Source organism: Rathayibacter sp. VKM Ac-2754, from assembly GCF_009807095.1.
GTDB lineage: Bacteria > Actinomycetota > Actinomycetes > Actinomycetales > Microbacteriaceae > Rathayibacter.
On sequence record NZ_WUCC01000003.1, the window covers coordinates 80471 to 102690 of the forward strand.

A 22220-nucleotide genomic window follows, 5' to 3' on the forward strand; every position below is an offset into this window, starting at 1 on the left:
CCGCGGCGACGGTCAGGACGCGTCGGCGTCCAGCGCCTCCGCGAGGCGGCGGGTGACCGCGCGCAGCTCGAGCTCGACGCCGCGGAGGCGCTCCTCCACCAGCCCGGTGCGCTCGTCGGCCGCGGCGAAGAGCGGCGGAGTGGCGCCGAGCGACTCCTCCGTCGAGGCCCGCCACGACGCGACAGCCTCGCTCAGCGAGCTCGTCGACGAGCGGAGGACTCCGAGCTCGTCGCGCAGCCCGGCGATCTCGTCGCGCACCGCGGCGATCTCGACCCGCAGCGCCGCGGTCTCGTCCCGCACCTCCTCGGTGCGCAGGCGCGCCTGTTCGAAGTACGGCGCCACCAGACGGTGCACCGCCTCGCGCAGGGCCGCGCCGCCCTTGCCGAAGCGCGTCGGCGCGGATCCGGGGTTCTCGCGGAAGTCGTGGTCACTGGTCATCGTCGTCGTCCCGTCCGGAGAGGCGGCGGTGGAGCAGATCCATCGCCCGCCGATCCTTGTCCATGATGTCGGCCTCGATGCCGGTGTCGGCAGTCCGCTCGCCGAGACCCGGTCGGCTCCGGCGCTCGAGCGAGCGCTCGAGGAGGTCGACCGAGCGCTCGAACGACAGCGGTCCGCGCGCGGCGGCCGCTCCGCGCCGGCCGAGGCCCTCGAGATCGACCGCCCCCGACACGACATCGCGCATCGCCGCGAGCAGCGACGAGGTCGAGCGCGTGATCTTGAGGCAGTCCACCCCGTCGATCAGGAACTCCGCCACTCCGCTCGACGCGGTGACGATCGGCACGCAGCCCACCGCCGCCGCCTCCACGGGAGCCACGCCGAACGCCTCGCCCGCCCAGGTCGGGAAGAGGAAGGCGTCGGCCGAGGCGTGCGCCGCCAGGACCTGGTCGCGCGGCGTCGCCCCGTGGAACTCGACGAGGCCGTCGAGGCCCGCCTCCGCCGCGCGCGCCCGGTAGCCGTCGACGTCGCCGTCGCCGTAGAGGTCGACGATGAAGTCGCGGGTCTCCTCCGCGAGCAGCGCGGCCGCCTCGAGCACGAGATCGACGCCCTTGTGCTCGCCGAGCGACGCGGCGAAGGTGAAGCGCGTGATCCCGCCCTCGCGGTACCGCCGCGGCTCGCCGGAGTCGGGCGGCACCGTCACTCCGCGCCCGATCACCTCGACCTCGCCGAGCTCGAGCCCGCCCGCCTCGATCGCGTCGACGAGGGAGCGGCTGACCGCCACGATCTCGCCGCGGTCGAAGTGGTCGGCGGCATCGGCCCCGTAGACCGCGAGGACGCGCTCGGGGAGGCCGTCGATCAGGCTGTTCGGGGTGCGGTCGCCCAGGTTCCACATCCACGCGGCCTCGACCGTGCGCAGCAGGTCGATCAGGGCGAGCCCGCCGATCCCGACGATGTTGAAGGCGACCACGTGCGTCGGCTCGAAGTCGCGCAGCTCCTCGAGCAGGATCCGCGTGTTCTCGAACCGCGACACCGAGCTCTCGTGGTGCATCAGCTGCGCGACCTCGCCGCCGGTCTGCGGCAGGGGGAAGTAGGTCCGCAGCCCGAGCGTGCGGTGCACCTCGACCGAGGAGGGCTCAGGAGGCAGGTAGGTCGGCGTCGTGAGGACCCGCACGGTGTGCCCGCGCGCCGCCATCGCCTCGGCGACGCGCGCGCAGGTCATCTCGTAGCCGCCGAGCACCTGCGGCGGGTAGAGGTTGCTGAGGAAGAGGAGTCGCATCGGACCTTCCGGAGTCGTCATCGGGCGTCCCGTCCCGCATCGGCGGCGATGCGCTCGGTGACGGCCGGAGTGTAGGTCGCGCGGGCCTGGCGGTCGTTGCCGCCGTCCCAGTAGTTGACGAGGTAGAGCCCGGTCTGCTGCGTCCGGGGCACGAACGGGAACAGCTCCGCCCGCGGCTGGATCTGCGCGATCCGGTAGCCCGCGTCGACCGCCCGCACGTGCAGCCAGATGTCGTCGGCGTCCGGAGCGACCTCGCGGAACGCGTCGCCGTGCGCGGCGACCGCCTCCATCAGCCCGCTCGGGAAGAGCTGCCCCGAGACCGACGTGCCGAAGACGTCGAACCCCGCGCGGGTGTCCTCGACCGGGCGCCAGCTCGTGTACGGCGCGACGGCTCCGTCGACCACCGCGACCCGGTGCGCGCGGTAGCAGAGCACCGTCTCGCGCGGGTAGCGCGCCCGGGCGTCGAGCAGCCCGCGGAGCCAGTGCCGCGGGTAGACGATGTCGTCGTCGGAGGTGACGACGTCGCGCTCGCCGGCGCGCCCGGACAGCAGGTGCGGGTAGTACTTGGTGTGCACGCGGTGACCCTCGACGAGGTGGATCTCGAGACCCCGTCGGCGGAGGCGGCGCAGGCTCGCCGGCAGCGCCGCGACGAGGGCCGGATCGTCGAGCCAGAGCGCCAGGCGCGCCGGGCGGGCGGCGCCGCGGGCGATCGACTCGAGGGCGATGTGCACGCGGTGGATGCGCTCGCCGTGCGTCGTCATGGTGACCAGGACCTCGCCATCGGGGTCGACCACCGGGCGGCGCGAGAACCGGTTGGCGAGCTCGAGCATCAGCAGCTCGCGGCGGAAGGCGAGCGAGGAGGGATGGTCGATGGGCCGGGCGGCGACGGCGGCCGCGCGGCGCTCGCGCAGGCCGGACAGCACGGCCAGGATCCGCGTCCTCGGGCGCACCCGACGGCCGAGCGCGGCGAGCCGGGTCCGGGGCCGGAGGCGGCGGCCGAGCGCGGCGAGGGCGGGATGCATCGATCCAGGATAGTCAGGGCCCGCTGGGCGCCCGACGTCGGTCAGTCGGCGTCGAACATCGCGTAGGCGCGCACCGGGAAGGTCCCGAATCCGCGCACCTTCGGCGGGACCGCGGTGAAGCGCGCTCCCCTCGGCGGCAGCGCCTCGAGCCCTGTCAGGTGCTCCACGACTGGCACGCCCGCGGCGAGGAGGAGGCTGTGCGCCGGCCGCGCGCCGCCTCCCTCGGTGTCGTCGATGTTGAGGGAGTCGATGCCCACCAGCACCGCGCCCGCCGCCACGAGGGCCTCGGCACCCGCCTCGGTCAGGTAGGGCGCGCCGTGGGCGTAGGCCGGGGTGGCGAAGTGCGCGTCCCAGCCGGTCGAGAGCAGCACGGCGGCGCCCTCGACGTCGAGGCCGGCGAGCGCCTCCGCGTCGATCGCCCGCCCACTCCCCCGCGCGTCCACGACCACCGCGGGCAGGTCGACGAGCGTCTCGAGCGCGAGGTCGGCCAGATCCGCCCCGCCCTCGTAGCGGTGGTACGGGCTGTCGAGGTAGGTGCCGGTGTTGCCGAGCAGCTCGATGACGTCCATCGCGAACTCGGTGCCCGGCGCGTAGGAGGCGCGCGACGCCTCCCGAGTCAGGTGCGGACGGATGCGCGGCGCCGGCAGACCGGGGTAGGTCACCAGGCCGTCCGAGACGGTGTGGCTGAGGTCGACGAGACGGCGCGCGGAGGAGGTCATGCGTCCGATCCTGGCGGTGGCAGTAACACGCTGTCCCGCGAAGAACTGCCAGCCGCCGAACCGATCGAGCCAGCCGTGGCACCTCCGGCCCGATTCCACGAGCCCGAGCTCGACCCGGAGCCGCTACCGCTTCGGCAGCGCCGCCGCCAGGTCCGCGATCAGGTCGTCCGCGTCCTCGATGCCGACCGAGAGCCGCACCAGCGACTCCGACACCTCGAGCGGCGTGCCCTTGACCGAGGCGTGCGTCATCTCGCTCGGGTACCCGATCAGCGACTCGACCCCGCCCAGCGACTCCGCGAGCTGGAACAGCTTCGTCGACTCCGCGAACTTCCGCGCCGCCCGCGGCGTCGCCAGCTCGACCGAGAGCATCCCGCCGAAGCCCGACATCTGGCGCTTCGCCAGCTCGTGCCCCGGGTGGCTCGGCAGCCCCGGGTAGTAGACGGCCGTCACGGCCGGGTGCCCGACGAGGTACTCGGCGACCGCCTGCGCGTTCTTCGAGTGCCGCTCCATCCGCACCGCGAGCGTCTTGATGCCGCGGACCGTCAGCCACGCGTCCATCGGCCCCGAGATCGCGCCGACCGCGAACTGGAGGAAGCCGATCTTCTCGGCCAGCGGCCCCGAGCGCAGCGCGAGAGCCCCGCCCACCACGTCGGAGTGCCCGCCGAGGTACTTCGTGGTCGAGTGCACGACCACGTCGGCCCCGAGCGCCAGCGGCTGCTGCAGCGCCGAGGAGGCGAAGGTGTTGTCGACCACGACGATCAGGTCGTGCGCGTGGGCCAGATCGGCCAGCTCCGCGATGTCGCTGACGGTCATCAGCGGGTTGGACGGCGTCTCGACCCAGAGCATCTTGGTCTCGCCGGGGACGATCGCCCGCTGCACCTCGCGCAGGTTCGACATGTCGACGGCGGTGTTGCGGATGCCCCAGGCGCCGTGCACCCGGTCGATCAGCCGGTGGCTCCCGCCGTAGGCGTCGTTGCCGAGCACGATGTGGTCGCCGGGGGCGAGCGCGGCGCGCAGCAGCGTGTCCTCCGCCGCGAGGCCCGAGGAGAAGGAGTAGGCGACGTCGGCGCCCTCGAGCGAGGCGATCAGCTCCTGCAGGGAGTCGCGGGTGGGGTTCGCCGAGCGGGCGTACTCGTAGCCGCCGCGGAATCCGCCGATGCCGTCCTGGACGAACGTCGAGGTCATGTAGACGGGCGGGACGACCGCGCCGGTGGTCGGGTCGAACTCCTGACCGGCGTGGATGGCGCGGGTGTCGAAGTGCTGCTTCTTGGGCATGGCTGCATGCTTTCCGGGTCGAGGTGGAGGGGAGGGAGGTGCGCCGGTCACCCGGTGGCGAACGAGAGCAGGTCCTGCCGCGTGATCACGGCGACCGGCTTGCCCTCGTCGGTGACGAGCAGGGCGCTGACCTCGGTGAGGGCCGCGCGCGCCGACGAGATGCTCTCGCCGAGGCCGATCAGCGGCAGCGAGTCGCCGGAGGAGGCGCCGAGCGGATCCGTCATCGCCGCCGCGCCGCTGAACACGCGGTCGAGCAGCTCGCGCTCGTCGACGGCTCCGACGACCTCGCCCATCACGACGGGCGGCTCGGCGGTGAGGACGGGCAGCTGCGAGACCCCGTACTTGGTCATGATCTCGATCGCGTCGCGGACGGTGTCGCTCGGGTGCGCGTGCACGAGCGCGGGCAGCTCGCCGGTCTGCGGATTCGCGGCGCGGGCGCGGAGGACGTCGCGGACCGTCCCCTCCTCGGGCATCTCGAGGAAGCCGTAGGAGCGCATCCACCGGTCGTTGAAGATCTTGCCGAGGTAGCCGCGCCCGCCGTCCGGGAGCAGCACGACGACCACGTCGTCGGGCCCCAGGTCGGCCGCCGCCTTGAGCGCGACCGAGACGGCGAGCCCGCTCGAGCCGCCGACGAGCAGCCCCTCCTCGCGGGCGAGGCGGCGGGTCATCGCGAACGACTCCGCATCGCTCGAGGCGATGATGCGGTCGACGACGCTCGGATCGTAGGCGCTCGGCCAGAAGTCCTCGCCGACGCCCTCCGTGAGGTAGGGCCGCCCGCCGCCGCCCGAGTAGACCGAGCCCTCGGGGTCGGCGCCGATGATCTGCACGCGGCCGTCCGACACCTCCTTGAGGTAGCGCCCGACTCCGCTGATGGTGCCGCCGGTGCCGACTCCCGCGACGAAGTGGGTCAGCCGCCCGGCGGTGTCGCGCCAGATCTCGGGGCCGGTGGTCTCGTAGTGGCTGAGCGGACCGTTGAGGTTCGCGTACTGGTTCGGCTTGAACGCGCCGGGGATCTCGCGGGCGAGGCGGTCCGAGACGGAGTAGTAGGAGTCGGGGTCCTCCGGCGCGACGGCCGTGGGCGTCACGACGATCTCGGCGCCGTAGGCGGTGAGCACGTTGCGCTTGTCCTCGCCGACCTTGTCGGGCAGCACGAAGACGCAGCGGTAGCCGCGCTGCTGCGCCACGAGGGCGAGGCCGATGCCGGTGTTGCCGCTGGTCGGCTCGACGATCGTGCCGCCGGGCTTCAGGAGTCCGTCGCGCTCGGCCGCGTCGATGATGCGGGTCGCGATGCGGTCCTTCGACGAGCCGCCGGGGTTGAGGTACTCGACCTTGACCAGGACGGTCGCGCTCACTCCGGAGGCGGTCGGTCCGAGCTTCACCAGCGGGGTGTCGCCGATCAGGTCGAGCACCGATTCGGCGTAGGCCATCCCGGTCTCCGGGCGTGCTGACAGGGCTCGATCGAGGGTCATACCGCCAGGGTACCAACCGGTTCGGAGCGTATGACGGGAGCCCCCGACAGCCCCTCGAGAGGCCTCTGGCCGGGTCGCGCGAGGTGCTGTCGCCGCGATCCGGAGTGCCCTATCGTGGGGGTCCGCGAGCGCCGCCGCTGTGAACGGAACGGACCCCGAATGACCTCTCCGATCGCCGCACCGCCGCGGCGTCCGGCCGATGCGCACCTCCTGCGGCTGCTGGGTCCGGCCATGGTCGCCGGAGTCGCCTACCTCGATCCGGGCAATGTCGCCAGCAACATGACGGCGGGCGCCCGCTTCGGGTATCTGCTGGTCTGGGTCGTCGTCCTCGGCAACCTGATGGCGTGGCTGATCCAGTACCTCTCGGCGAAGCTCGGCCTGATGACGGGCAGGAGCCTGCCCGAGCTGCTCGGCGAGCACCTCCGCGGCCGCTGGGGCCGGCGTGCCTACTGGCTGCAGGCCGAGACGGTGGCGATGGCGACCGACCTGGCCGAGGTGATCGGCGGGGCGATCGCCCTCAACCTGCTCTTCGGCCTGCCGCTGCTGGTCGGCGGTCTGGTGACGGGCGCGGTGTCGCTCGTCCTCCTCCTGGTGCAGACCCGCGGAGGCGCGCAGCCGTTCGAGCGCGTCATCACGCTGCTCATGGTCATGATCGCGGTCGGCTTCACGGTCGGAGTCGTCGTCGATCCGCCCGACGCCGGATCGGCGATCGCCGGCCTCGTCCCGCGGTTCGAGGGGTCGGAGTCGGTGCTCCTCGCCGCCTCGATCCTCGGCGCGACCGTCATGCCGCACGCGATCTACGCCCACTCCGCGCTCGCCCGCGACCGCTTCGGCCGCGTCGACGGCGTCGGCGCCCGGCGGAGGATCCTGGTCGCCACCCGGATCGACGTCACCGTCGCGCTCGCGATCGCCGGCACCGTGAACCTCGCGATCCTCCTGCTCGCCGCGCACTCGCTCTCGGGAGTCGCGGGCACCGACAGCCTCGAGGGCGCCCACGCCGCGATCGGCGCCGCCCTCGGCCCGGTCGTCGCGACGCTCTTCGCGGTCGGCCTGCTCGCCTCCGGACTCGCCTCGACCTCGGTCGGCGCCTACGCCGGCGCCGAGATCATGCACGGGCTGCTGCAGGTCCGCGTGCCGCTGGTCGCCCGGCGCCTGGTCACGCTGATCCCGGCGCTGCTGGTGCTGGCGATCGGCTTCGACCCGACGCGCGCCCTCGTGCTCAGCCAGGTCGTGCTGTCGTTCGGCATCCCGTTCGCCCTGGTGCCGCTGGTGATCCTGACCCGCGACCGCCGCCTGATGAGCGACCAGGCGAACCGCTGGTTCACGACCCTCGGCGCCACCCTCGCCGCCGCCTTCCTGATCGTCTTGAACGGCCTGCTCCTCTGGCTCACCTTCGCCCCCTGATCAAGGGTCCCGGCCGGCATTGATCCGATCCGGAGGCTGTCTCGTTATCCTCTGTGAGCGCCTCTCAGGCGCTGCGCCCGCTGCCGGCGCGCCATCCACCACCAGAACGAGAGACGCCGCGTGCCCAGAGACACGATGTCCGCGAAGAACCGCGCCCGCCAGGAGAAGCTCGAGGCCTACCGGCGCGAGCAGGAGAAGCGCAAGCGGAGCGGCCGCATCTGGATCTGGTCGCTCTCGGCCCTCGCCGTCCTCGCCGTCGGGGCGATCGTCGCGGTCACGGTCATCGGCAACCAGCAGATCGTCGAGGCGCGCCAGATCGACGGCCTGCAGACCTTCGAGAACGACGCCACCCACGTCGCCGGCACCGTCGACTACGAGCAGACGCCGCCGGCGGGCGGCCCGCACAACTCCGTCTGGATGAACTGCGGCGTCTACGACCAGCCCGTCCCCAACGAGAACGCGGTGCACGATCTCGAGCACGGTGCCGTCTGGGCGACCTACGACCCCTCCCTCCCGCAGAGCGAGGTCGACGCCCTGATCGAGGCGATGCCCGACACGTACGCCGTCGTCTCGCCCTACGAGGGACTCGAGTCGCCGATCGTGCTGAGCGCCTGGGACGCCCAGGTCGCCATCGACTCCCCCGACGACCCGCGGATCGACGCGTTCGTCGAGCGCTTCTGGCAGGCCTCCACCGCGCCCGAGCCCGGCGCGCCCTGCACCGGAGGCATCGACGCCCCCGGCAAGCAGTGACGCCCCCGGTGAGCAGCAAGGGCCGCCTCCTCATCGCCGCCGTCGCGATCGTCGCCCTGCTGCTGGGGGCGGCGGGCGGCTACGTGCTCGGCGCCCTCGCCCCGTTCTCGCAGACCGCGACTCCGTCGAGCACCAGCGCGGAGGCGGGCTTCGCGCGCGACATGCAGGTCCACCACCTGCAGGGCGCCCAGCTCGCGCTGATCGCCCACGAGCGCAGCACCGACGACGAGGTGCTGACCGTCTCGAAGGACATCCTGCTCACGCAGCAGCAGCAGTCGGGGCAGCTCTTCGGCTGGCTGACCTCGTGGGGCCTCCCCCAGGCCTCCCCCGAGCCGTCGATGACGTGGATGGGGCGCCCGACCCTCGCCGGCGCCGCCGACGAGCACTCGTCGATGGGCATGGGCACCGAGGACGGAGTCGTGCCGTCGAGCATGCCCGGCCTCGCGACCCCCGAGCAGATCGACGAGCTGACCGCTGCGTCCGGGCGCGACCTCGACCGCCTGTTCCTGCAGCTGATGATCACCCACCACCGCGGGGCGATCGACATGGCGGAGGCGCTCCTCGCCCGCAGCCGCGACACGGTCGCCACCGACTTCGCCACCTCGGTCGTCAAGGCGCAGGAGGCCGAGATCTCCCTGATGGAGCAGATGCTGGCCGACCGCCCCGCTGCCTGACCCGGAGGGCGCCGACGCGGTCCGCCCGGCGCACGAGCCCCGTGCACTCTGCAAGAGGCCGTGCGATCTGCAGGAGGAGCACCCCGATCAGGCGGGAATCGCGCGATGGAGGGCGCTCCCGGGCCACGATCGCCTGCGAATCGCACCCCGTCCGACCCGGAGTCCGGACCCGGCCGGCCCGTCAGGCGCCGACGGCCGTCTCGACCTGCTGCGCGTACAGCGAGGCGTAGAGCCCCCCGCGCACCAGCAGCTCGGAGTGGGTGCCCGACTCGACGATGCGACCGCCGTCGACGACGTGGATGACATCGGCCGACACCACCGTCGAGAGCCGGTGCGCGATCGCGATCGTCGTGCGACCGCGCGACGCGTCGTCGAGCGCGGTCTGCACGATCCGCTCCGAGACCGTGTCGAGCGCGCTGGTCGCCTCGTCGAGGATCAGCACCGCCGGATCCTTGAGCAGCACCCGCGCGATGGCGAGCCGCTGCTTCTCGCCGCCCGAGAGGCGGTAGCCGCGCTCGCCGACCAGGGTGTCGTACCCGTCGGGGAAGGACGCGATGGTGTCGTGGATGTTCGCCGAGCGCGCCGCCGCCTCGAGCTCCTCCTGGGTCGCATCGGGGCGCGCGTAGCGGAGGTTGTCGGCGATCGAGGCGTGGAAGAGGTAGGTCTCCTGACTGACGATCCCGATGTGCGACACGAGCGACTCCTGGCGCAGCTCGCGCACATCCGCCCCCGCGAAGCGCACGGAGCCGCCCGTCACGTCGTACAGGCGCGGCACGAGGTACGAGATGGTCGTCTTGCCCGCCCCCGACGGCCCGACGAAGGCGACGAACTCACCCGGCGCGATCGACACCGAGACGTGGTCGAGGGTCGGCCGCGCCTCGTCGGTCTGGTCGGGGTAGCGGAACACGACGTCGTCGAGCTCGACCCGGCCGAGCTCCCCCTCGACCTCGCGGGCGTCCGCCCGGTCGGCGATGGCCGGGCGGAGGTCGAGGTACTCGAAGATGCGCGCGAAGAGGGCGCCGGCGGTCTGCAGGTCGAGCGCGACGCGCATCAGGCCGAGCAGCGGCCACATCAGTCGCGCCTGGACCGTCGTGAAGGCGACCACGGTGCCGGCGGTCACGGTCGTCCCGCCGAGGATCAGCCACGCGGCGACGAGGTAGACGACGACGGGGATCACCGAGAGGAAGATCTGCACCGTCGCGAAGAACCACTGGCCCGACATCTGCTGGCGCACCTGCAGGTCGATCTGCCGGCCGTTCTCGTCGGCGTAGCGGGTCACCTCCGACTCCTGGCGTCCGAAGCTCTTGGCCAGGAGGATGCCCGAGACGCTCAGCGTCTCCTGCGTGATCGCGGTCATCTCGGACAGCGACTCCTGCGTCTTCGTCGCGATGCGCGCGCGGACCTGGCCCACCCGGCGCTGCGCGATCACGAGGACGGGGGTGAGCACGAGCGCGACGATCGTCATCTGCCACGACAGCAGCAGCATCGCCACCACGGCCGCGATCACGGTGACCGTGTTGCCGAGCACGCTCGACACGGTGTTGGTCAGCACGCTCGCGACCCCGCCGACGTCGTTCGCGAGGCGCGACTGGATGACTCCGGTGCGCGTGCGGGTGAAGAAGCCCAGCTCCATCGCCTGCAGGTGCCGGAAGAGCCGGATCCGCAGCTCCCCCATCACCGTGTTGCCGACCGTCGCCGTCAGGTAGGTCTGCCAGACGCCGAGGATCGCCGACAGCACCCAGACGAGCACCATGATGCCGACGAGCTCGAGCAGCACGGGGAAGTCCGGCCCGCCCTCCGCGGGGAAGAGCCCCTGGTCGAACGCGAGCTGGGTGAGCAGCGGCGGCACGACCGTCAGCGCCGCGCCGACCAGCACGAGCGCGATGGTGAGGCTCAGCTTGGCGCGGTGATCGCGGAACAGCTCGGCGATGCGGCGGAACAGCCCGTCGATCCGCGGGGCGTCGGCGTTGGCCTGCCGCTGGCGGTCGGGGTCGCTGCTCGAGATCCTGCCGCGTGCCCCTCCGCCGCGCATCCCGCCGCCCGCCGCGACGTCACCCATCCTGCTCATCGCTCGACCATATCCCCGCCCGCCGACACCGCCCGAGGCTTCCGCCCACGGCGAAGTCGTGCTCTGCACCAACGCCGACGGCCCGGCGATCCTGCGAGCAGGAGCACCGGGCCGAGGAGGCGGAGCGGGAGAGCGTCAGCCCTTCGTGGCGCCGGCCAGCAGGCCGCGGACGAAGAACCGCTGGAGGCTGAAGAACACGATGAGCGGGACGATGATGGAGATGAACGCCCCCGCCGTGAGCAGCTCCCACGACTGGCCGTAGGAGCCCGAGAGATCCTGAAGCGCCTTCGTGATCGGCAAGCCCTGCCCGGAGGTGAACACCGTCGCGACCAGCAGGTCGTTCCACACCCAGAGGAACTGGAAGATGCCGAAGGAGGCGATCGCCGGCACCGAGAGCGGCAGGACGATGCGGAAGAAGATCTGGCCGTGGCCGGCTCCGTCCACGCGCGCCGCCTCGATGACCTCGCCGGGGATCTCCGAGATGAAGTTGTGCAGCATGAAGATCGCCAGCGGGAGCGCGAAGACCGTGTGCGCGATCCACACCTTCGCGTACGAGCCGTCCAACCCGTTCACCCCGAGGCCGGGGAGGATGTAGAGGTTGCCGATGCGCAGGCCGTCCGAGAACAGCTGCAGCAGCGGCACGAGCGCCATCTGGATCGGCACGATCTGGAGCGAGAACACGAGGACGAAGAGCGTGTTGCGGCCCTTGAAGTCGATCCACGCGAAGGCGTACGCGGCGAGGCTGGCGATGGTGATCGGGATGAGCGCGGCGGGCACCGTGATCACGAGCGAGTTCACGAACGCCTTGCCGAGCGTCAGGCTGTCGCCCGAGTTCAGCGCGTTCGCGTAGTTGTCGAGGGTGAACCCCGGGTTGGCGAAGATCGTCCACCAGCCGGTGGTCTTGATGTCGTTCGCAGGGCGGAACGAGGAGATGAACAGCCCCAGCGTCGGCACGGTCCAGATGACCGCGATGATCAGCGCCGCGATGGTGGCGCCGCGCGACGCGGTGGCCTTCTTGACCTTGCCGCTGGCGGTCTCGATCTTCGACTCGCCTCGAGCGAGGCGGCGCTGGGTGGTGCGATCGACCGGGACCTGGATCGGGGTGGCGCTCATCGGATCTCCCTCTGCTTCGCGAGCTGGCGGGCGTTGTAGACGACGATCGGCAGGACCAGGAGGAACAGGATGACCGCGAGGGCCGCGCTGTAGCCGCTGCGGGCGCCGAGCTGGAACTGACGGACCATCTCGAACGCGAGGACCGTGGTGTCGGAGCGGCCGCCGGTCATCGCCGAGACGATGTCGAAGACCTTCAGCGACGCGATCGAGATGGTCGTCAGGACGACCACGATCGAGGAGCGGATGCCGGGGACGGTGACGTTCCAGAAGGACTGCCAGGCGTTGGTGCCGTCGAGCGACGCCGCCTCGAGCTGCTCGGACGGGACGCCCTTGATGGCCGCGGAGAGCACGGTCATCGCGAAGCCGGCCTGGGTCCAGATCAGGACGACGACGAGGAACAGCGTGTTCCAAGGCTCGAGGCCCAGCCAGTCGACCGGGGTGGCGCCGAAGGCGGTGAGGATGCCGTTCAGGACACCGATCTGCTCGCCCTGGCGCACGTCGTAGAAGAACTTGAAGATGATCGACGCGCCGACGAACGAGATCGCCATCGGCATGAAGACCAGCAGCTTGAAGAACTTCTCGCCGCGGCTCTTGTCGATGAACACCGCGTACGCGAGGCCGATCGCCGTCGCCGTGATCGGTGCGAGCAGCACCCACACGACCGTGTTGAGGAACGCCGTGATGCCGTCGGGGCTGGTGAACACCCAGACGAAGTTGTCGAGCCCCGCGAATCCGGAGCCGTCGTTCTTCATGAACGCGTTGAGCGCCGTGGTGATCGTCGGGTAGATCAGGCCGATGAGGATGAAGAAGCCCGCGGGGGCCATGAACGCGATCAGCTGGAGACCGTAGCCCGCGCCTTTGCGGGATCGGAAGTCGAGCAGGAAGAGCGCACCGCCGAGGACGGCCGCGACCACGGCGACCCACATCACGGAGTTGTAGAGACCGAAGGCGAAGAGCAGGGCGACGGGCACGAGCACGCAGATCGCGAGCCTCATGACGGTGTAGCCGGTGCCGCGACGCGGGGCGATCTCGACGAAGAAGAGGATGATCGCCACGACCGCCGCGAAGGCGATCAGGATGAGCGGGATCTGAGCGAGCGGGGGGATGCTCGCCAGCCACTGGAAGAATGCGGACATGGACGCCCTTTCGAGTGCGACTCTGAACTCAGGTGAAGCCTAGACCCGGGTCCGCCGCAGCGGTCCCGACTCGGGACATCACAGGAGGGCCGCCGCTCCGGGGAGCGACGACCCTCCAGGTGACTGCTAGGAGGTGTATCCGGCCTGGATGGACTCGAGGACCTGGTCGGTGCTCGATCCGTCGATCCAGTCGACCATGCCCTTGAAGAAGCTGTCGGAGCCGACGGCCTTGGGCATGAGGTCGGACGCGTCGAAGCGGAACGTCGAGTCCGGGTTCTGCAGGATCGCGATGGAGTCCTTCAGGACGTCGCTGCCCGCGTTCTCGGGGTCGAGACCCTTGTTCGCGGAGATGACGCCACCGAGCGAGACGCGGCTGTTGGCCCAGTCGGCGCTCGAGAGGTACTCCTGGACCTTCGCGGTGTCCTCGTCGTTCGAGAACGCGGCGACGAACTCGCCACCACCGGTGACGGCCTGGTCGTCATCGGCGTTGACCGGCGGGGTGAGGAAGGCCCACACGTCGCCGTCCTCGGCCACGGTGGCTCCCGCGGAGGTGAGGAAGCCCTCGAAGAACGAGGCCTGGTGGGTCAGCGCGCAGGTGCCGTTGGCCATGTTCTGCGCGACGTCGCCGAACGCGGTCGAGTTGATCGACGAGACGTCGCCGTAGCCGGCGTTGACCTGGGTCGGGTCGAGGAGGATCGATCCGACGGAGTCGAACGCGGCCTTGATCTCGGGGTCGGTGAACGAGGTGTCGCCCGCGACCCAGGAGTCGTAGACGTCGGGGCCGGCCTCGCGGAGGACGGCGTCCTCGATCCAGTCCGTGCCCGGCCAGCCGGACGCGGCGTCGGAGGCGAAGCCCGCGCACCACGACGGTCCGCCGGTCTTCTCGGCGATCGTCTTGCCGAGCGCCTCCATCTCGTCCCACGTGGTGGGGACCGAGACGCCCCACTCGGCGAACTTCGACGGCTGGTACCAGACGTAGCCCTTGACCGACGCCATCAGCGGCGCGCCGTACTGGGTGCCGTCGACCTGGCCGTACTTCTGCCAGTCCTCGGACCAGTTCTCCTTGACGTTGGCCAGCGCGGCCTCGGGGAGCTCCTGGACCTTGCCGGACGCGACCGTGTCGGCGAGGAGTCCGGGCTGGGGGAAGATCGCGAGGTCGGGGACGTCGCCGCCCTGGACCTTGATGCCGATCTGCTGCTCGAAGCCCTTGTCGCCGGTGTACTGGATGTCGATGCCCGACTCGTCCTCCCAGTCCTTCCAGGACTCCTCGAGGAGGGTGGCCTCGTCGCCGTTGATGGTGCCGTAGACGTTGACGACGCCGTCGGCCGTGCCGACCGAGCCGGCTCCGCTTCCGCCACCGGCGTTGGGGTCGTTGGGGTCACTGCTGCTGGAGCAGCCGGCGAGTGCGATTCCCGCGGCTGCCAGAACGGCGACCGGGACGGTGATACGGCGGTGCAGGGATGACCGCATTCTTCCTCCTCATTGAGTGGTGATTCAGCATCGGGCCTCGGATCGACCGGGTGAGCCGCACCCGACCGGGGACCGGCGGGCTGTGGCGGCTCGAAGCCGAGGTCGCCAGGACTCTGATGCTGTTGACGGCGAGGCCAGGAGGAACTCCGAGCCGATCACCGGGTTGCTGTGGGCGGGACCCACGGGGGGAAACCTTTCCACAACTCCGATGAAATCACAACGGCCGCGATAGAGCGCTCTCTGAGATAACGATTCGGCGTCGAACCGGGGTTCTAGCGGGGGTCTCGGCCTCGGGCGCCGATCCGGAGGTGGCCGTCCTCCTCCCTACGGGGTATACATTCCTGGAACCGTTTCCAGCATCGACGCCGGACGGTCGGGAAGGACGCCGTGCCGGGCATCGAAGAGGTCGCCGAACTCGCCGGGGTCTCGAAGGCGACCGTCTCGCGCGCCCTCAGCGGCCGCGGCTACGTCTCGGCGAGCACCAAGCAGCGGGTCGAGGGCGCCGCAGCGAGCCTCGGCTACGTCGTCTCGGCGAACGCCTCGAGCCTGGTCACCGGGCGGAGCAACAACATCGCCGTCATCATCCCCAGGATCAACCAGTGGTTCTTCGGCGGCATCATCGAGGGGATCGAGCACGCCCTCCTCGCCGCGGGCTACGACCTGCTGCTGTACACGATGGACAAGCACCTCGACGCGCGCCGCAGCGTCTTCGAGTACTACCTCGTCCGCAAGCGCGTCGACGCGATCGTCGCGGTCACCCTCGAGATCTCGCCCGATGAGACGGAGGCGCTCCTCGCGCTGGGCAGGCCGGTCGTCGGCATCGGCGGCGAGCTCCCCGGCATACCCACCTTCAGCATCGACGACGTCGCCGCCGCCCGCCTGGCCACCGAGCACCTGCTCTCCCTCGGGCACGAGCGCATCGTCCACATCGGCGGTCTCGCGGAGGAGGAGATGGACTTCCACGTGCACACCAAGCGCCGCGACGGGTTCCGCGACGCGGTGCGCGCGTCCGGCCTCCCGTACGACCCGGCTTCGTTCGTCCCCACGAGGTTCGACATCCCGGGCGGGCACCGGGCGGGCCGGCAGGTCCTCGGCGACCCGAGGACACGGCCGACGGCGATCTTCGCCGCCTCCGACGAGATCGCGATCGGGATCATCCTCGCGGCGCGCGAGCTCGGCCTGTCGGTGCCAGAGGACCTCTCGGTGATCGGGATCGACGACCATCCCCTCGCCGAGCTGTTCGGGCTCAGCTCGATCAGGCAGGATCCACGGCAGCAGGGCGAGCTGGCGGTCGAGCTCCTCCTGGAGGCACTGGCGGCGGGCGCCCGGGGCGAGGCTCCTCCCCCGGCGCGTCACACGACGATCCCGGCCACCCTCGTCATCAGGACGAGCACCTCGGCGCCGAGGAGCGTGCGGACCGGGGCCTGACGGACAGGGGCGTGTCGGTCAGGGGCGTGACGGTCAGGGGCGTGACGGTCAGGGGCGCGGGGCCACCACGAGGCGCTCGTGCATGATCTCGACCGCGCGCTCGAGGACGCGGCGGTCCTCCGGCGAGAGGTCGTCGAAGATCGGGGTCAGCGCGTCGCCGAGCTGCGAGCGCCACGCCGCGAGCGCGTCCGCACCGGCTCCGGCGAGGGCGATCTGCCAGGCGCGCGCGTCGGCCGGGTCCGCGATGCGGTCGAGCCAGCCCGCCTCGACGAGGTTCTTCACGATCTTGGTCATGGTGGGCTGCGACACCCGGCTCTGCACGGCCAGCTCGCCGAGCCGCATCGGACCCATCGACAGCAGCACCGAGAGGGTGCGCCAGACGGCCTGCGACTCCTGGTTGTCGGTCGCCTGCGCCGCGAGCCGCGTGATCCGGTGGGTGACCGAGACGAAGTCGCTCAGGAGCTCGCTCAGCGAGACCTCGCTGGGCGGGACGTCGCGGGCCGGCAGGCCGGCGAGCGGATCGGGTGCTGTCACCCTCCGATCCTAGAGCCCGCGCGGAAGCAGCCCGGGAACGACGAAGGGCGCCGCCTCCGAGGAGACGACGCCCTGCGACCGGCCGGAGCCGGGGAGTGCTGACTACTTGACGGTGACGGTCGCGCCGGCGGCCTCGAGCTGGGCCTTGGCCTTCTCGGCGGTCTCCTTGTTGACGGCCTCGAGGACAGCCTTGGGGGCGCCGTCGACGACTGCCTTCGCCTCGCCGAGGCCGAGGCTGGTGAGCGCGCGGACCTCCTTGATGACCTGGATCTTCTTCTCGCCGGCGGCCTCGAGCACGACGTCGAACTCGGTCTGCTCCTCGACCTCTTCGACGGGGGCGGCCGGTCCGGCGGCGCCTGCAGCGGCGACGGGCGCGGCGGCGGTGACCTCGAAGACCTCTTCGAACTTCTTGACGAACTCAGAGAGCTCGATGAGCGTGAGCTCCTTGAAAGCCTCGATGAGCTCGTCCTGCGTGAGCTTTGCCATGATTTTTCTCCTAGTTTTTCTTGTCTACGAACCGCGTGCGCACCGTTTCCCGAGGGGAACGGATCAGCTCGCGGACTCCTGCTTCTCGCGCAGCGCCTCGACCGTGCGAACGGCCTTGGACAGCGGCGCCTGGAACAGATATGCGGCACCGAACAGCGAGGCCTTGAAGGCGCCGGCGAGCTTGCCGAGCAGAACTTCGCGGGACTCGAGGTCGGCGAGCTTGCCCACCTCTTCTGCGGTCAGCGGGTTACCGTCGAAGTAACCGCCCTTGACCACGAGCAGAGGGTTTGCCTTGGCGAAGGCACGCAGCGACTTGGCCACGGCGACAGGGTCGCCGTGCACGAACGCGATGGCCGAGGGGCCGGCGAGCTCGTCGTCGAATGACGTGATCCCGGCGTTGTTCGCCGCGATCTTGGTCAGCGTGTTCTTCACCACGGCGTAGGTCGCGTGCTCACTGATGTCCTTGCGCAGCGTCTTGAGCTGAGCAACAGTGAGACCGCGGTACTCGGTCAGCAGAACGGCGGTCGAGCTCTGGAACTTGTCCGTGAGCTCGGCGACCGAGGCTTCCTTGTTCGCCATGGTTACTCCTGTGAATTCTCGTGCCGGTAGCCCGAAAGCAGGCAAAGAAAAAAGCTCCGGCGCAGGAGCGCGGGAGCTTCGGGAGTCGCGATGAATCGCGGTTCTGATTCTCTTGCACACCTGCGCGGGCCATTCGCTCTGCGAATCCTTCGTCCGGTGGCGATCTCGCGGAGGCCTGGGCCCCTGCTCGTGCGCACACCGGAAACCGGCGGTCTTTGGCTCCGGAGAGCGTACGACGCGACAGGGGTCCGGCGCAAGTCGGAGTCGGCGGGGCGGTGGCCGGACGGGAATCATGGAGTCATGACCGCTCCGTCCTCGTCGCCCGGTGCCGACTCCGCGATCGCCTCGGTCGAGGGCGAGCTGAGCACCCTCCTCACCCGGTTCCGAGCGGCGATGCGCTCGTACGCCGAGCAGCTGCATCCGGAGCTGTCGCCGCTCGGCTACCGGATCCTGTCGGCGCTGGAGCGTCGCGGCCCGCTCCCCTCCGGTGCCCTCGCCGAGCTGCTCGAGATGGACAAGTCGGCGCTGAGCCGCCAGATCTCGGCGCTGGACCGGCTGGGATTCCTGGCGCGGACACCGGACCCGGCGGACGGGCGCGTGACGATCCTCGCGGTGACGGAGCGCACGGCCGAGCGGCTGCGCGAGATCCGCAGCTCGAACCGGGCGCTGATGCACGAGGAGCTGCGCCGCTGGGACGTCGGCGACGTCGAGCTGTTCGCGGGGCTCCTGCAGCGGATCAACGCCCTCGACTTCGGCGTCTGACGGCGGTCCCTCCGCTAGCACCGCGGGGGCTCCCGCGGCAATCGGGCTCCCGGGGGCTCTCGGACTGCGTAGCGTCGAGTGGGATGGATCCCCTCGACCCCGCCCCCCTGCCCGACGACCGCCTGCCCGACGACGTCGACGGCGCGCTCGCCCTGGCCCGCGGGATCGGCGCCGACGCGCCGCTGCCCGGGTCGGGTCGCACCGCCGAGCTCCTCGCGCTGCTGGAGCGGCTCGCCCGGCACGACCTCGGGGTCGCCAGGGCCGTCGAGCCGCACCTCGACGCGCGGGCGATCCTCGCCGAGGCGCAACTCGCCCCCTCCGACGTCGGCATCGCCGCCGACGCGACCTGGGGAGTGTTCGCCGCGGAGGGCGGGGACGAGCCGCTCGTCGCACGCCCCTCCGGCGCCGACTGGCTGCTCGACGGAGTGAAGCCGTGGTGCTCGCTGGCCGACCGCCTCGACGCCGCGCTGGTCACCGCGCACGTCGGCGACGCCTCCGGTGAGCGCCGTCTCTTCGCCGTCGCTCTCGGCGACGGACGGGCGGTCCCGGAGGCGGGCGCCTGGCACGCGCGGGGTCTCGTCGAGATCCCGAGCGGCCCGGTCCGCTTCGCCGCGGCACCGGCCCGGGCGGTCGGCGAGGCGGGCTGGTACCTGTCGCGGCCCGGCTTCGCCTGGGGCGGCATCGGCGTGGCCGCCTGCTGGCACGGCGGGGCCCTCGGAGTGGCGGCGACCGTCGCGCGGGCGGCCGAGCTGCGCGCGGATCCGCACCTGCTCGCGCACCTCGGCGCGATCGACACGGCGCTGTCGGCCGCTCGGCGCGCACTCGACGAGGCCGCCGCGCTGATCGACGACGGCCGGGCGCAGGGGCCCGACGGCTCCCTGCTCGCCAAGCGGGTCCGCGCGAGCGTCGCTGGGGCCGCGGAGGAGATCCTCCTGCGTGCCGGCCGGGCGCTCGGACCGGCTCCGCTCGCCCTCGACGCCGAGCACGCCAAGCGGGTCGCCGACCTCTCCCTCTACCTCCGCCAGCACCACGCCGAGCGCGACGACGAGTCGCTCGGCCGCGCGGTCCTCGCCTCCGGGGCGGTGGCCCGGTGGTGAGCTTCGACGGCCACCTCGAGGGCACGCCGCTCGAGGTCTGGCGGGCGGACGGCCGGTTCGACCGCCTCCCCGTGCTCGAGCAGGGTCTTCTCGCGGCGCCGGCCGTCGAGCGGATCCTCGTCGTCGTGGCGCACGCCGACGACGAGACGCTCGGCTGCGGGGGCACGATCGCGCTCGCGCGCCGTCTCGGGACACCGGTGGACGTCGTGATCGTGACGGACGGAGCGGCGGCGCACGGCGACGCCTCCGCCGACCTCGCCGACGAGCGGAGACACGAGGCCGAGCAGGCGCTGGCGCGGCTCGGCGAGGGCATCGGACTCGCCTACCTCGAGGTGCCCGACTCGGCGACGCCCGACCACCGCGAGCGCATCGTCGACGAGGTGCGGGCACGCGCCTCGGGACCGGCAGGGAGCGTGCTGCTGATCTCGACCTGGGCGCGCGACGGCCACCGCGACCACCGCGTCGTCGGCGAGATCTGCGCCGAGGTCGCCGCCGAGCTCGGGCATCCTGCGCTAGCGGCGCCGATCTGGCTGTGGCACTGGGCGGACCCGGCGCACGAGGAGGTGCCGTGGCCCGAGCTGGTGCGGGTCGAGCTCGACACGGAGGCGGCCGGGCGCAAGCGGGCGGCCCTCGACTGCTACCGGAGCCAGACCTCGCCGGGACCCGGCGGGACGGACGCGGTGCTGCATCCGCTCTTCCTCCGGACCTTCGCCGGCGGCGACCGACTGGTGCGGGTGCGCGGATGAGCTACTTCGACGAGCTGTACGCGCGGCACGAGGACCCCTGGGGGTACACGAGCCGCTGGTACGAGGAGCGCAAGCGCGCCCTCACCCTGGCGAGCCTGCCCGAGCAGCGCTACGGATCGGTCCTCGAGATCGGCGCCTCGATCGGCGTGCTCGCCGAGGCTCTCGCCGCTCGCGCGGACCGGCTGCTCGCCGTCGACGTCTCGGCCGCCGCGGTCGACCGGGCCGCTCGCCGTCTCGCCGCCCTCGAGCACGTCCGGGTCGAGCACCACGACATCACCCGCGGCGTGCCGGAGGGTCCGTTCGATCTCGTCGTGCTCTCGGAGGTCGGCTACTACCTCGGGGAGCCGGCGCTCGAGGACGCTCTGACGGGCATCCTCGACGAGCTCGCGCCCGGTGGGGATCTGGTCACGGTGCACTGGCGGCACCCGATCGAGGGCGTCGAGCTCGACGGCGACGCGGTGCAGCGCGCCGTCGGGCGCCTCGGCCTGCACCGGCTGGTGCGGCACGAGGAGGAGGACGTCCTGCTCGAGGTGCACTCCCGCGACGGGCGCTCGGCCGCGCGGCGAACGGGGCTGCTGTGATCGAGGCGGTCCCCATCGAGCACGTCCTCGTCGTGGTCCCCGCGCACGACGAGCAGGAGCGCATCGGCGGGCTCGTCGCCTCGGTCGTCGCGAGCGCCGAGCACCTCTCGCGGTCGCACCCCTGGGTCGCAGTGCGGCTCGTCGTCGCGGCCGACGGCTGCTCGGACGCGACCGCCGAGCGCGCCCGGTCGGCCGGCGCCGAGGTGCTCGAGATCGAGCGCTGCGGAGTCGGAGCGGCCCGCGCCGCGGGGATCGCGCACGCCCTCGCCGACGCGAGCGCCGCCTCCGACCGGATCTGGCTGGCGAACACCGACGGTGACTCGATCGTGCCGGTCGACTGGCTGCGCGCCCACGTCGAGCACGCGCGCGAGCACGACGCCCTGCTGGGGACCGTGCGCCCCGAGCCCGCCGACCTGGACCCGGAGATGTACGGCCGGTGGCTCGACACCCGCGCCCGGGAGGAGTCGATCGGCAGCATCCACGGAGCGAACCTCGGCGTCCGCGCCAGCGCCTACCTCGCCGCGGGCGGCTTCGGAGCGGAGGCGCTGCACGAGGACGTGCGCCTGGTCGACCGGCTGCGCGCGACCGGCGCGGCGGTGGGGGCGACCGACCGGGGCGAGGTGGTCACCTCCGGCCGCCGCGACAACCGCGTCGCGGGCGGCTACGGCGCTTACCTGCACGAGCGCTTCGCGAGCGGATCGGACCTCGGCGCGCGAGCCTGCTCCTCGGCCTGAGACCCTGAGCGCGCCCGCGTCGCACGACGACAGGGGCCGCTGTCAATGGTCTGGCCCTGAATTGTCATGAGTCTCCCGGCGAGCCACAGTAGATGACGAGCACGCCCCGTGCTCTCCGTCGGAAGGGTCACTGCATGAATCCCCGCCTCGTCCTGCTGGCACTCGTCGCTCTCGCCGCCTACGTCTTCGGCGCTCGCGCCGGCCGTGGTCGCTACGAAGAGCTCCGCCATCTCGCGCTCGGCGTGTGGAACGACCCCGCCACGAAGAAGACGCGCAAGAAGCTCAAGAAGACCTCGAAGCGTGAAGCGAAGCACTTCGCCAAGGTCGCAGCCAAGGCTCGCGACAAGGTGCAGCGCTCCCTCCGCTGACCGTCACCACTCGACTCACGACGCCATCACGACCGGCGTCGACGCTCGCATCGGAACGGCCGATCGAGCACTGACACTAAGGAGAAAACAC

At 71.6% G+C, this 22220-nt stretch carries 23 protein-coding genes; 10 read left to right on the forward strand and 13 right to left on the reverse strand.

What is annotated here, in order from left to right; genetic code table 11:
• Positions 1-12: 12 nt before the first annotated feature.
• The 6 genes from GRS92_RS05845 to GRS92_RS05870 form a co-directional block, all read right to left on the reverse strand.
• Positions 13-438, reverse strand: a complete 426-nt coding sequence (locus GRS92_RS05845; RefSeq protein WP_159854207.1) for a hypothetical protein — start codon at positions 436-438, stop codon at positions 13-15.
• Complete coding sequence (locus GRS92_RS05850) at positions 428-1714, reverse strand: glycosyltransferase (RefSeq protein WP_159854209.1); 1287 nt, start codon at positions 1712-1714, stop codon at positions 428-430. Before GRS92_RS05850 ends, GRS92_RS05845 begins: the two co-directional genes overlap by 11 nt.
• Positions 1715-1731: 17 nt before the next feature.
• Positions 1732-2736, reverse strand: coding sequence for a glycosyltransferase (locus tag GRS92_RS05855; protein ID WP_159854211.1), 1005 nt, complete (start codon positions 2734-2736; stop codon positions 1732-1734).
• A 41-nt stretch (positions 2737-2777) separates the two neighbouring features.
• Positions 2778-3455, reverse strand: coding sequence for a cyclase family protein (locus GRS92_RS05860; RefSeq protein ID WP_159854213.1), 678 nt, complete (start codon positions 3453-3455; stop codon positions 2778-2780).
• Between the two features lie 123 nt (positions 3456-3578).
• Positions 3579-4730, reverse strand: a complete 1152-nt coding sequence (locus GRS92_RS05865) for a cystathionine gamma-synthase (protein ID WP_159854215.1) — start codon at positions 4728-4730, stop codon at positions 3579-3581.
• 47 nt (positions 4731-4777) lie between these two features.
• Positions 4778-6157: a cystathionine beta-synthase gene (locus GRS92_RS05870; RefSeq protein WP_159854824.1), complete on the reverse strand. Its 1380-nt coding sequence runs from the start codon at positions 6155-6157 to the stop codon at positions 4778-4780.
• A gap of 201 nt (positions 6158-6358) precedes the next feature.
• Between GRS92_RS05870 and GRS92_RS05875 the strand changes: the two genes are divergently transcribed.
• The 3 genes from GRS92_RS05875 (at position 6359) to GRS92_RS05885 (ending at position 9027) form a co-directional block, all read left to right on the forward strand.
• On the forward strand, positions 6359-7603 hold the full coding sequence (locus GRS92_RS05875) for an Nramp family divalent metal transporter (RefSeq protein WP_159854217.1): 1245 nt from the start codon (positions 6359-6361) through the stop codon (positions 7601-7603).
• Positions 7604-7723: 120 nt separating this feature from the next.
• On the forward strand, positions 7724-8353 hold the full coding sequence (locus tag GRS92_RS05880; RefSeq protein WP_235021839.1) for a DUF3105 domain-containing protein: 630 nt from the start codon (positions 7724-7726) through the stop codon (positions 8351-8353).
• 8 nt (positions 8354-8361) lie between these two features.
• Positions 8362-9027, forward strand: a complete 666-nt coding sequence (locus GRS92_RS05885; RefSeq protein WP_159854219.1) for a DUF305 domain-containing protein — start codon at positions 8362-8364, stop codon at positions 9025-9027.
• Between the two features lie 181 nt (positions 9028-9208).
• Here the strand turns inward: GRS92_RS05885 and GRS92_RS05890 are convergent, their stop codons facing one another.
• From GRS92_RS05890 to GRS92_RS05905, 4 genes are all read right to left on the reverse strand, one after another.
• Positions 9209-11086, reverse strand: coding sequence for an ABC transporter ATP-binding protein (locus tag GRS92_RS05890; RefSeq protein WP_159854828.1), 1878 nt, complete (start codon positions 11084-11086; stop codon positions 9209-9211).
• Between the two features lie 144 nt (positions 11087-11230).
• Complete coding sequence (locus GRS92_RS05895) at positions 11231-12208, reverse strand: carbohydrate ABC transporter permease (protein ID WP_159854232.1); 978 nt, start codon at positions 12206-12208, stop codon at positions 11231-11233.
• Complete coding sequence (locus GRS92_RS05900) at positions 12205-13344, reverse strand: carbohydrate ABC transporter permease (protein WP_159854234.1); 1140 nt, start codon at positions 13342-13344, stop codon at positions 12205-12207. The genes GRS92_RS05895 and GRS92_RS05900 overlap by 4 nt, the downstream gene beginning before the upstream one ends.
• Before the next feature lie 126 nt (positions 13345-13470).
• Entirely contained in the window at positions 13471-14814 is a 1344-nt protein-coding gene (locus GRS92_RS05905) for an ABC transporter substrate-binding protein (RefSeq protein ID WP_159854236.1), read from the reverse strand.
• Positions 14815-15201: 387 nt separating this feature from the next.
• Between GRS92_RS05905 and GRS92_RS05910 the strand changes: the two genes are divergently transcribed.
• The gene (locus GRS92_RS05910; RefSeq protein ID WP_159854238.1) at positions 15202-16242 is read left to right on the forward strand and encodes a LacI family DNA-binding transcriptional regulator; all 1041 of its coding nucleotides are present in this window, start codon (positions 15202-15204) and stop codon (positions 16240-16242) included.
• Positions 16243-16290: 48 nt separating this feature from the next.
• Here GRS92_RS05910 and GRS92_RS05915 read toward each other — a convergent pair whose 3' ends face one another.
• The 3 genes from GRS92_RS05915 to rplJ all read right to left on the reverse strand — a co-directional run bounded on the left by GRS92_RS05915 (position 16291) and on the right by rplJ (position 17841).
• A complete protein-coding gene (locus GRS92_RS05915; RefSeq protein WP_235021840.1) occupies positions 16291-16776 on the reverse strand; it encodes a MarR family winged helix-turn-helix transcriptional regulator in 486 nt (161 codons plus the stop codon).
• A 102-nt stretch (positions 16777-16878) separates the two neighbouring features.
• A complete protein-coding gene (gene rplL / locus GRS92_RS05920; RefSeq protein WP_056041673.1) occupies positions 16879-17262 on the reverse strand; it encodes a 50S ribosomal protein L7/L12 in 384 nt (127 codons plus the stop codon).
• Between the two features lie 63 nt (positions 17263-17325).
• On the reverse strand, positions 17326-17841 hold the full coding sequence (gene rplJ / locus GRS92_RS05925) for a 50S ribosomal protein L10 (RefSeq protein ID WP_056041671.1): 516 nt from the start codon (positions 17839-17841) through the stop codon (positions 17326-17328).
• A 300-nt stretch (positions 17842-18141) separates the two neighbouring features.
• Here rplJ and GRS92_RS05930 point away from each other — a divergent pair, with 300 nt between their 5' ends.
• From GRS92_RS05930 to GRS92_RS05955, 6 genes are all read left to right on the forward strand, one after another.
• Positions 18142-18603, forward strand: coding sequence for a MarR family winged helix-turn-helix transcriptional regulator (locus tag GRS92_RS05930; protein ID WP_159854240.1), 462 nt, complete (start codon positions 18142-18144; stop codon positions 18601-18603).
• An 83-nt stretch (positions 18604-18686) separates the two neighbouring features.
• The gene (locus tag GRS92_RS05935; protein ID WP_159854242.1) at positions 18687-19700 is read left to right on the forward strand and encodes an acyl-CoA dehydrogenase family protein; all 1014 of its coding nucleotides are present in this window, start codon (positions 18687-18689) and stop codon (positions 19698-19700) included.
• On the forward strand, positions 19694-20446 hold the full coding sequence (locus tag GRS92_RS05940) for a PIG-L deacetylase family protein (protein ID WP_159854243.1): 753 nt from the start codon (positions 19694-19696) through the stop codon (positions 20444-20446). Before GRS92_RS05935 ends, GRS92_RS05940 begins: the two co-directional genes overlap by 7 nt.
• Positions 20443-21027 (forward strand): SAM-dependent methyltransferase, encoded by a 585-nt coding sequence (locus GRS92_RS05945; RefSeq protein ID WP_159854245.1) that lies wholly within the window; start codon positions 20443-20445, stop codon positions 21025-21027. Before GRS92_RS05940 ends, GRS92_RS05945 begins: the two co-directional genes overlap by 4 nt.
• On the forward strand, positions 21024-21761 hold the full coding sequence (locus GRS92_RS05950) for a glycosyltransferase (protein ID WP_159854247.1): 738 nt from the start codon (positions 21024-21026) through the stop codon (positions 21759-21761). Before GRS92_RS05945 ends, GRS92_RS05950 begins: the two co-directional genes overlap by 4 nt.
• A gap of 134 nt (positions 21762-21895) precedes the next feature.
• Positions 21896-22129: a hypothetical protein gene (locus tag GRS92_RS05955; protein WP_159854249.1), complete on the forward strand. Its 234-nt coding sequence runs from the start codon at positions 21896-21898 to the stop codon at positions 22127-22129.
• Positions 22130-22220 lie beyond the last annotated feature (91 nt).